The sequence below is a fragment of the Sporosarcina sp. P25 genome (genome assembly GCF_002743235.1).
GTDB lineage: Bacteria > Bacillota > Bacilli > Bacillales_A > Planococcaceae > Sporosarcina > Sporosarcina ureae_B.
The window spans coordinates 136,035-146,294 of the sequence record NZ_PDYV01000007.1; the positions used below are offsets into that span (position 1 = coordinate 136,035).

At 43.2% G+C, this 10,260-nt stretch carries 10 protein-coding genes, 1 tRNA gene and 1 rRNA gene; 2 read left to right on the plus strand and 10 right to left on the minus strand.

Features of this window, described 5'->3' with window-relative positions:
• The first annotated feature begins 65 nt into the window (after positions 1–65).
• Complete coding sequence (locus CSV70_RS08520; RefSeq protein WP_158232398.1) at positions 66–797, plus strand: CPBP family intramembrane glutamic endopeptidase; 732 nt, start codon at positions 66–68, stop codon at positions 795–797.
• A 361-nt stretch (positions 798–1,158) separates the two neighbouring features.
• Here CSV70_RS08520 and dacB read toward each other — a convergent pair whose 3' ends face one another.
• The 4 genes from dacB to CSV70_RS08540 form a co-directional block, all read right to left on the minus strand.
• Positions 1,159–2,649 (minus strand): D-alanyl-D-alanine carboxypeptidase/D-alanyl-D-alanine endopeptidase, encoded by a 1,491-nt coding sequence (gene dacB, locus CSV70_RS08525; RefSeq protein WP_085131888.1) that lies wholly within the window; start codon positions 2,647–2,649, stop codon positions 1,159–1,161.
• A gap of 139 nt (positions 2,650–2,788) precedes the next feature.
• Positions 2,789–3,592, minus strand: a complete 804-nt coding sequence (gene tatC, locus CSV70_RS08530; protein WP_085131889.1) for a twin-arginine translocase subunit TatC — start codon at positions 3,590–3,592, stop codon at positions 2,789–2,791.
• A 17-nt stretch (positions 3,593–3,609) separates the two neighbouring features.
• The gene (locus tag CSV70_RS08535; RefSeq protein ID WP_085131890.1) at positions 3,610–3,801 is read right to left on the minus strand and encodes a twin-arginine translocase TatA/TatE family subunit; all 192 of its coding nucleotides are present in this window, start codon (positions 3,799–3,801) and stop codon (positions 3,610–3,612) included.
• Positions 3,802–3,864: 63 nt separating this feature from the next.
• Positions 3,865–4,512, minus strand: a complete 648-nt coding sequence (locus tag CSV70_RS08540) for a redox-sensing transcriptional repressor Rex (protein WP_085131891.1) — start codon at positions 4,510–4,512, stop codon at positions 3,865–3,867.
• Positions 4,513–4,665: 153 nt separating this feature from the next.
• Between CSV70_RS08540 and CSV70_RS08545 the strand changes: the two genes are divergently transcribed.
• Entirely contained in the window at positions 4,666–6,591 is a 1,926-nt protein-coding gene (locus tag CSV70_RS08545) for an ABC-F family ATP-binding cassette domain-containing protein (RefSeq protein WP_099628840.1), read from the plus strand.
• A gap of 681 nt (positions 6,592–7,272) precedes the next feature.
• On the opposite strand, the gene tsaD is transcribed toward CSV70_RS08545, so the two are convergent.
• From tsaD to rrf, 6 genes are all read right to left on the minus strand, one after another.
• Positions 7,273–8,292 (minus strand): tRNA (adenosine(37)-N6)-threonylcarbamoyltransferase complex transferase subunit TsaD, encoded by a 1,020-nt coding sequence (gene tsaD, locus CSV70_RS08550; protein WP_099628841.1) that lies wholly within the window; start codon positions 8,290–8,292, stop codon positions 7,273–7,275.
• The gene (gene rimI, locus CSV70_RS08555; RefSeq protein WP_085131894.1) at positions 8,292–8,741 is read right to left on the minus strand and encodes a ribosomal protein S18-alanine N-acetyltransferase; all 450 of its coding nucleotides are present in this window, start codon (positions 8,739–8,741) and stop codon (positions 8,292–8,294) included. The genes tsaD and rimI overlap by 1 nt, the downstream gene beginning before the upstream one ends.
• On the minus strand, positions 8,734–9,435 hold the full coding sequence (gene tsaB, locus CSV70_RS08560) for a tRNA (adenosine(37)-N6)-threonylcarbamoyltransferase complex dimerization subunit type 1 TsaB (protein ID WP_099628842.1): 702 nt from the start codon (positions 9,433–9,435) through the stop codon (positions 8,734–8,736). Before tsaB ends, rimI begins: the two co-directional genes overlap by 8 nt.
• A complete protein-coding gene (tsaE, locus tag CSV70_RS08565; protein ID WP_332308456.1) occupies positions 9,432–9,881 on the minus strand; it encodes a tRNA (adenosine(37)-N6)-threonylcarbamoyltransferase complex ATPase subunit type 1 TsaE in 450 nt (149 codons plus the stop codon). The genes tsaB and tsaE overlap by 4 nt, the downstream gene beginning before the upstream one ends.
• A gap of 144 nt (positions 9,882–10,025) precedes the next feature.
• A tRNA-Asp gene (locus tag CSV70_RS08570) sits at positions 10,026–10,101 on the minus strand.
• A 25-nt stretch (positions 10,102–10,126) separates the two neighbouring features.
• Positions 10,127–10,242: ribosomal RNA gene (rrf, locus tag CSV70_RS08575) — 5S ribosomal RNA — on the minus strand.
• Positions 10,243–10,260: the final 18 nt, after the last annotated feature.

Consider the following 10,260-nt stretch of genomic DNA (forward strand, 5'->3'; position numbering starts at 1 on the left):
TCTTTTGCAAAACGTCTTTTTTCGCGTTAAACTAGTCAACATGTATGAAAGAAAGGTTGTGCACCGTGAAAAACTGGGTTGTTGCTCTAATGATTTTCATGTCGTATGTGTTGCTGCAGATTGCCAGCATTTTTCTTGCCCCTGAATTAATTGTGTACTTTACCGGCAAAGGCTTGTCTAAAGTAGAAGCCGTTTCTCAAGGTTTCGCCTGGACGTTATTTATCACGCAAGGTGTCGCAGCACTCATAATCGCCGCGTTCTTGTTACGAAATAAAAAGTTCTTACCTGTATTTAAAGGAAAGCCTTCTGGATTCGGAAGCGTTCTTCTATGGGGAGTACTCGGTTTCTTCCTTGCCATGGCTGGACAGATTGTAGGCGCCGCGATTGAGTCCGTGTTCGGTGTGACCGCTGGTTCCGAGAACACAGAGTTATTGTCGAATATCTCAAAAACCGCTCCTATTATCATCTTTGCCATGGTGTTGTTTGCACCGTTCCTTGAAGAAGTTGTGTTCCGTCGGATTATCTTCGGTGGCTTGTACACAAAGACGAACTTCTGGGTCGCTGCGATTGTCAGCGCCATCGTATTTGCAGCTGTGCACGGTGAGTTGCAACACTTGCTGATGTACTTAATGCCAGGTCTCGCGTTCGCCTTCGTCTATTACAAGACCAAGCGTCTGCTAACCCCGATGATTGCCCATTTCCTCATGAACAGTTTCGTCACTGTCGTGCAATGGAATGCGGATAAACTGCAACAATTACAAGATATGCAACAGAGTATCGTATTATTCCTGCAATAGAAAAAATCTCCCCGTGAATGGGGAGATTTTTTAATGTGGATATATATAAAGTTAAATTGGGCTTGGGGATTGGAGTTCCAGCAGGGGACGCTTTCCTGAGGGCGTGGCCCCTGCTTCCACTCCAATCCCTACAAGGAGATTATGATAACGTCATTATATAATTCGTGTAACTTCACTTTCACTTACTATAATTAGAAATGAAAACTAGTTGATCGTAAGTGGAAGGCGGCGACTCTGGGAGGATCAGCTCGACAGGTGAGACAACTAAAGGAACGAAGTGACTAGTTGGCTCACCGCGAGCCCTCCAAAACGCGTCCGCCTGGAACGTCGATCAACGGTGCCTTACCCACTCTCAAAGTCTTTACTGCGCAGCCATTACCTGTACCATCTTATCAATATCAGGCTTTGCTGTTCCTTTGACGTTCTCTGTCAGGATACTGAAGATCAACTCTTGTCCGCTCTTCGTCTTCACATAGCCCGACAACGAATCCGTACCGTTGAGCGAACCAGTCTTCGCCTGCACTTTGCCTCTGACAATAGGACTCGTCAAACGGTTGCGCAACGTTCCACCTAGCATACGGTCGTTCACACCTGCGATTGGCAACGACCGCTCAAATGCCGGATACCATTCTTTAGACTGGGCTGCATACAACACTTCCGCAATCTTCTCGGAAGGAATTTTATTCTTATGCGACATACCTGAACCATCTTCTAAATAAATACCTTTTGTGCTAATGCTGTTTTTTTCTAACGTTTCCCTCACCACACGCAAGCCGGCATTCCAGCTTCCTTCATTATATACCGCGCGGCCCATGGACTTCGCCAAGATTTCTGCGTGAGAGTTGTTGCTGTATTTCATGAACGGCATCATTAAATAGTACAACGACATCGATTCTTTCTTTGCTAGTAACTCTGCACTCGCAGGTGTTTTTCCACGTGTTACACGAGCAGTTGGTTGAAGCTTGATACCTTCTTTAGCCAGTGCGCGTTTGAAGACATCTGCTGTATAGGCTGTCGGATTAGATACCGTTACCCATTGACGCTTGCCGTTTGAGTTGAGTGGTACGTTTCCTGAAACAATAATCGTGTTCGTACCTTGCTGACGTTTCATCGTCACTGTGTTGCGCTGGTTTTTTGGTACAGTACGTGTGCGGTTGACGACTTTTACGATATCCGTGTGAGGAGTCAATGTGACAGCTCCCGCTTTCCCGTTTCGTGTCGGCTTCGCTTCAACGATTGTCGTACCTGCATCATAGTCTTTATTTGGCGAGATCGTCAGTGCTGAAACTTGTGCTGCGTAATAATACGTTTCGTCTGACTTATGAATACCCGGTGATAGACGTTGTGTATCAAACCATGTATCGTCCGCCACGATATGTCCAGTTACGGAACGGATACCTGATTCACGCATTTGTCGGGCCATACGCAATAAGTCAGATTCAAGTAATGTCGGATCGCCTGTCCCACGCAAATACAGATGACCGTCGAGAATGCCATTTTTCACTGTACCATTCGTTAGAACATCTGTATCGAATGTATAATCTTTTCCTAACACTTCAAGGGCTGATGTACTTGTTAGAACTTTGACGTTTGAAGCGGGTGTGACACCTTGATTGCCACGATATTGATAGACAATGCGATTAGTATCCGCTTCACGTACAATGACACTGCTTCGTGTACCACGCATACGTTGACTTGACATAACTTGATTAATTCCTATTTCTAATCCTTTATACGACTGCTGAGCCGCAGCTGCTTGACCTTCTATAATAGGAGTCGTAACACTCGCCATAAGCAACATTGCACCTAGTAGCCACTTGCTCCATCTAGTTGGAGTCTTTTTTCTATTCACTTGTATTCATTTCCCCCTACTCATTCTATTCTTAGATAGTTTACCATAGGGACATTGGTAAATGAACCCATATTCGGTCGTTACAACGTAAACTAAAAAGATCCTCTCGCATTAGCAAGAGGATCTGAATTGAATTGATTTAATTATCATCCGGTTTATTCATCACTTCATCAATTTGACGCTGTTGTTCTGCTTTCACTTCTTCCATCTGGCGTAGACGTTCAGATTTCTCGAACTTCCGATAGCCTAGACGTGAAATCACGATACTGATCTCATATAAGATGAATAGCGGAACCGAGGTGAATAAATGCGATACGATATCCGGTGGTGTAATGAACGCCGCAATAACGAACAAGACGAAATACGCGACTTTCCGTATTTTGACGAGCACTTTAGGTTGCAACACGCCGAGACGCGATAAAAATAAAATGACGATCGGTAATTGAAAGACAAAACCGAACGGCAATAATAGTGAGAATAAAAAAGAGAAATACTCATTAATACCGATTGTCTGCTCAATGTTTAATTGACCTGACAGGTTAATCATGAATTTCATGACATACGGCAACAATATAAAATAAGAGAAACTAATTCCCGCTAAAAACAGGAGAAAAGCAAACGGGATATACGATAGCGTGACACGCCGTTCCAAGTCACGAAGGCCCGGTGAAATAAAGGCCCAAAATTGATACATGATAACCGGTGAAATAATAACAATCGCAAGAAACACAATGACCTTCAAATAGATCACAACTGGATCCACGACGTTAAATGCATTCAATGTGACTTGTTCAGCCGGTGTATCGAACTGTATAAAATTAATCAACGGCTTCGCTAAAAAGAAACTACCGATTGCCCCAACAATAAAGAAAACGACGATTACCATCAGCCGTTTTCGAACTTCATCTATATGTTCAATGATTGTTAAGTCTTTATCTGCCATTAGAATAACACCCTAACTCAGCGCACTTCTTCTTTCTTGTCTTCAACCTTTTTTACGTCATCCTCGTCTTCTGTAAGGCCTTTTGTTGCGTTTTTAAACTCACGCAATGAAGAACCGAATGCTTTACCGATTTCAGGTAATTTCTTAGGACCAAATATAAGCAATGCAATCACAGCGATAATCAGTAAACTTCCGATACCTGGAGCCATGTTGGCCACCTCCTCATAATATGTCTATTCTACATGAAAACCTATAATTTTACTATCGTGGTGTCACGTAATTTGTGAATCTTTTACGTCCGTTTTGATAAGATAAATCAGTGTTTGCAACTCAACGGACAAGTCGATGGTCTGAATACGGATTGTATCTGGTACCGCCAGCCGTTCTGGAGTAAAGTTCAATATCCCTTTCACAGACGTTGTAGCGAGACGATCCGTCAATTCTTGTGCAACACGTGATGGCACGGTCAAAATAACCATTTCAATACCTAGTTCATTAATTTTCTCTTCAATACGATCAGGTGGATAAATCAGAATTTCGTTCTTTAATTCACCTTCATGCGGTGCTTTCGGATCGAATGCCACGACAATTTTCGTATTGTGGATCTTTTGAAAATTGTATTTCAAAAAAGCGTTGCCGAGACTACCTACTCCGATCAATGCCACTTTGGTTTCTTCATCTTGATCAAGTGTTTCGCGGAAGAATTGCAATAACGAATCAACGTCATAGCCGTATCCTTTACGTCCAAGCGCCCCAAAATGCGAGAAATCCCTGCGAATGGTTGCTGCATCAATCTTCATTGCTTCACTTAATTCGCCTGATGAAATGCGTTGTACACCCTTATCTGCATAATTTCGTAAAAATCTATAATATAAAGGCAACCGTTTTGATGTTGCCTGCGGAATTCTAGGTTTACTCACAGCTGTGCCCTACCTCCATTGTCACTTCAATGACCAACCCCTGAACAAGGGTATAGCCGCTTTTATCGTACAGCACAACGAGTTCATTGTAAAGCCGATTATTGCATGGGACGCCCCATTCCATTAAACTAATAAGGAATAGAGGTGTGGGGCTTGATTATTTTACAAGTAAATGGACTGACCAAGTCTTTTTCCGGCACGGATCTACTAGAGAACGTCCGTCTCGAAGTACAGCATCGAGACCGCGTCGCACTGGTCGGACGAAATGGTGCTGGAAAATCAACATTATTGAAAATTATTGCAGGTGAAATATCCGCGGATGAAGGAGATATCATCATTCCTAAAGATGTACGTATGGGCTATCTCGAGCAGCACAGCGGACTAGATTCGGAATTAGCGATTTGGGATGAAGTGATGACGGTATTTGCGCCACTTCGTAAAAAGGAAAGTCGTCTGCGCGCTCTAGAGCATGAAATGTCGAATCCTGCGGTGTATGAAGATGCGGATCGCTATGCTCGCATCATGACGGAATACGATGAACTGCAAATTGAATTTAAGGAGGCAGGCGGCTATCAGTTTGAAGCTGATGCCCGTTCTGTGCTTCACGGCATGCGGTTTTACCCAGATGATTTCGACAAGCCCGTGCACTTACTATCAGGCGGTCAAAAGACTCGTTTAGCGCTTGCGAGGATGCTTTTGAGTAAGCCAGATTTGTTGATACTCGATGAACCGACGAATCACTTGGATATTGAAACATTGAATTGGCTCGAACGGTATTTGTCAGGCTATGAAGGTGCGATTCTAATCGTTTCACATGATCGATACTTCCTCGATAAAGTAGTTACTACTGTATATGAAGTATCTCGACGGAAAGTCACAAGATACAGCGGTAATTACAGCTCATACTTAGATGAGAAAGCGAAGAACTATGAACGCGATCAGAAGTTGTTCATTCAAGAAAAGGATGAACGTGCCAAGCTGGAGGAATTCATTCAGAAGAATATTGCGCGTGCGTCCACTTCCAAAATGGCCAAGAGTCGACGGAAACAACTAGAGCGTAGGGACTGGATGGAATCTCCCGATGGCGACGAGAAATCTGCGAACTTCTCCTTCTCGATTGACCGACCAAGCGGTAACGATGTACTGTCGCTAGACGATGTCAAAATTGGCTATGGTGAAGAACCTGTATCAAAGAATATTAATCTGCGTATTTATAAAGGTGATCGCGTAGCATTTGTCGGACCGAACGGTGTCGGCAAATCCACGTTGCTTAAAACTATAGTAAAGCGTAACGAATTGATGGGCGGAGAAATTCGCTACGGCACCCATGTCCAATTTGGTTACTATGATCAAAATCAAGCAACACTTATCGGTTCCGGCACCGTCTTGCAGGAAATATGGGACGACTGGCCACTAATGAATGAGAAAGATGTCCGCTCACTACTCGGACGCTTCCTGTTCACAGGTGACGATATAGAAAAGCGCGTCTCTTCCCTGTCAGGTGGAGAAAAAGCGCGTCTTTCATTGGCACAATTAATGCTCGAGAAATCCAATACTTTGATATTGGACGAGCCAACGAATCATTTAGATCTCGATAGCAAAGAGATATTAGAAAATGCACTGGATGATTTCCCCGGAACGATTTTGTTTGTATCTCATGACCGATACTTTATCAATCGACTTGCAACCAAAGTTATCGAAATGAGTGACGATGGAGCAGTGGAATACCTGGGTGATTACGATTACTTCGTCGAGAAAAAAACTGAGACGGAAGAGATATTAGCGGCAACACAACTCGAACAACGAGCAAAACAACCTACCGTCAAGAAAGAAGTGACGAATAAAGAAAACCAACGCCATGAACGACGGCTTAAGAGATCCATTGCAGACTTAGAGAATAAACTCGAAGCCTTCGACGAAGAAATTGAATCTTTGCAAGCAAAACTACTAGAACCCGAACTAGCGAACGATCACATCGCACTAATGGATATCCAACGTCAAATCGATGAAATCCAGACTGCCCATGACGAACAATCCGAAGAGTGGTTGTTACTTCAAGATGAGTTAGAGAACTTGTAAAGACGTCTGGAACTTGAAATTGTCTAAAACGAAATGAGCATTGAGAACTGAATGGTTCTTGATGCTTTTTTGTCTATAGAGTCTTGGTTATGAGCGGGTACGCGGTTTTATTGAGCGTATGCGGGAGAGGTATGAGCGGGTACGCGGTTGCATTGAGCATATGCCGGAGAGGTATGAGCGGATATGTTATCTCATAGGGCGGATGCCTAGAAACTATGAGCGTTTGCAGCATCACATAAAGCGCACATCACATTCTATAGGGCAATCAAGAAACTTTATGAACACTTGTATATAAACACCATGCTTCAACTATCTTTGCCGAACAACTAGACGACAAATTGCGACAAGAACCCCTCCGTTCCTCCTATCATTCGTCATTTTCATACTTTCATTAAAAAATGGTAGCTAAAATACACTTTATTTCTCCACAATCTTCTCCACAGAATAAATCCCCATTTGAACACATATGAACATAGTTATCCACGTTATCCACAATTATATGTTTATTAGTCCACATAGTTATCCATTATGTATCCGTTTACCATTCACAGGTTACAAATGTTACTAACATTCTATCCACAAACTGTGCATAAGTACGAACGTTCCCTCTTGACAAACGAATATTCGTCTAACAAAAAAACACACAATTTGCTGAAAGTTAGCAAATTGTGTGTATCTTCATTAATTCCATGATTTTAATGACATTCCAGGTCGACCATTCATACTAGAATCACTTCGAACACCACTTTTCCACATCTCATAGCCAGCCGCGGCAATCATCGCCGCATTATCTGTGCACAATGAAATAGGTGGAACATAAAAAGGAATTCCTTCTTTTTCAAGTGCAGCAGTCAATGAGTTTCGCAGTCCTTGATTGGCAGCTACACCACCTGCTGCAATCACTTGCTTCACATCATATTCTTTTGCCGCTTTCACTGTCTTGACTGTCAGTACGTCGACAACACTTTGTTGAAAGCCCGCCGCAACATGATCATGATTGATCTTTCCGCCTTTTTGCTCGATATTATGCTTATAATTGATAACTGCAGATTTCAGTCCACTAAAACTGAAATCATACGAATCTTTTTCAAGCCAAGCGCGTGGGAAGTCAATACTTTCATCACTCGCTAGCGCCAGCCGATCTACTTGTGGACCTCCTGGATAAGGCAAACCAAGTACACGAGCTACTTTATCATAGGCTTCGCCTGCAGCATCATCACGCGTTTCACCGATCAATTTAAATGAACCATGTGATTTCATGACGACAAGCTCGGTATGACCCCCTGAGACGATGAGCGCCAGCAAAGGAAACTCCATCTCATGAATCAATTGGTTGGCATAGACATGGCCTGCAATATGATGCACACCAATCAATGGTAACTGATTCGCAAATGCAAAAGCCTTCGCTGCATTGATACCGATCAACAGGGCTCCTACTAATCCAGGCCCTTCTGTCACAGTGACCGCTTCCAAATCACTTGGTACAAGCTTCGCTTCATTCAATGCTTCCTCAATTACCAGTGTAATTTGTTCCACATGCAGACGCGAAGCTATTTCGGGAACGACACCCCCGAATTGCTTTTGTTGCTGAATTTGTGACGAAACAATAGATGAAATAATTTCTGTACCATTTTTCACTATAGAAGCTGCTGTTTCATCACAACTTGTTTCAATACCTAAAATATAATGATCTTTATCCATTAGAATTCCACCCACATGACGAGTCCATCTTCATGGTCGTCTGTATAATAGTTTTTCCTGATACCGCCTTCTTGAAAACCTAACTTACGATACAACATCCGTGCTGGCTCATTACTCACACGCACTTCAAGCGTCATGGACTTCACTTCATTCAAGCGGCACAACTCCATCGCTTGGCGCATCAGATCCTCTCCATAGCCTTTACCTCGGTAAGCCGAAAGTACGGCCACATTGGTAATATGACATTCATCGAGAACAATCCACATACCGCAATGCCCAATCACTTCACCGTCTAAATCCGCTACAATATAATGCGCATATTCATTTCCTGTTAATTCATGCTCGAAAATCTCTTCTGTCCAAGGCGTCGCAAACGATTCGAGTTCTATTCCCGCAACCGCTGGAATATCCTCATACGTCATCTTTCGGAATAGCACTTCATTACTCATGGGAAGACTCCTTCTTCACCAAATTAGCTTCTGCCTCAGTAATCCGCTTATACTGTGGCGTAAACGTATGGACCGTTTCGGGTTGGTTCTCACTTTGCGCTAGTAAGATAGCAGAAGATGCACGTGGCACATTCAATGCAAATGAAGCAATATATGCTTGCTCTCCAAGATGCTCACGAATAATTGATTCATACAATTTCACATCTTCTCCAACAAATAAAACCGTCTCTTCATACTCTTTTAACTTCTCCAACAGCTCTGCAAGTGCACAGTGCTGATCTTCTAACACATTGACCAATTCAGTCCCCTTCGCTCGATAGACACCTGTGTAAACGTTAGATCTTCTAGCATCCATTATGGAACAGATCAGACCGTTGAACAGTTGTCCATTCACCGCTAAAGCCTTTAGACTCGATACACCATAAAGAGGCTTATCAAGCGTCCAAGCTAGCGTCTTCGCAATTGTCACGCCAATCCGAACGCCTGTATACGAACCAGGGCCCTCAGAAACAGCAATAGCGTCTATTTCCGAAGGGGTAATACTAGCTTTACGACACGCCTCTTCCACTGCTGGCATCGCACGTAGAGAATGATTAATCTTCATCATGCTTGACTCTTCGATAAGTAATACATCATCTTTAACGATTGCTACAGATAAAGGTGAATTTGCTGTATCTATACCTAACCATATCATGTAAAAATCTCCTCACAAATACGTGTAAATCGTTCACCTTTTGGCGTACATTCAACTCTACGGGAATCGGGCCCCGTATGATGGATGACCAATTCTAATCGATGTTCAGGCAACTCTTCTTCAATAAATTGTGCCCATTCCACCACAGAAATCGCATCTCCATAAAACAGTTCGTCCCAACCTAAGTCTTCCTCGCTATTGGCTAACCGATATACATCCAAATGATTGAAAGGGTAATCCCCTTCATACTGCTTGATAATCGTAAAAGTAGGACTACTGACCGTCCGTGTGACGCCCATTGCTTTTGCAAGCGCTTTTGTGAATGTTGTCTTACCAGCTCCGAGATCGCCCTCAAGTGTCAGAACATCAGGAGGTCTTAGATAGCTACCAATCTTGGCAGCTAAATTCTCCATCTCTACAACAGACTTAATTTCTTTCTTCCACACAGCCAACTCACCCTTCTCTTCCTATTATAGTACTAGTGTACAGAAAAACCTTGCAAAACAAAAGCTAAGAAGACAACCTTGTTTATTTACAATAAAAAAACGATTGCACCCATTAAGGTGAAATCGTTTTGGAATGTTAGAATATGGCGGTCCCGACGGGAATCGAACCCGCGATCTCCTGCGTGACAGGCAGGCATGTTAACCGCTACACCACGGGACCACTGAAAATAAGCAAAAAAAATAAAGCCTAGCAACGTCCTACTCTCACAGGGGGAAACCCCCAACTACCATCGGCGCTGAAGAGCTTAACTTCCGTGTTCGGTATGGGAACGGGTGTGACCTCTTCGCCATCGTTACTAGACTCTTTGAGTAAAGCTTG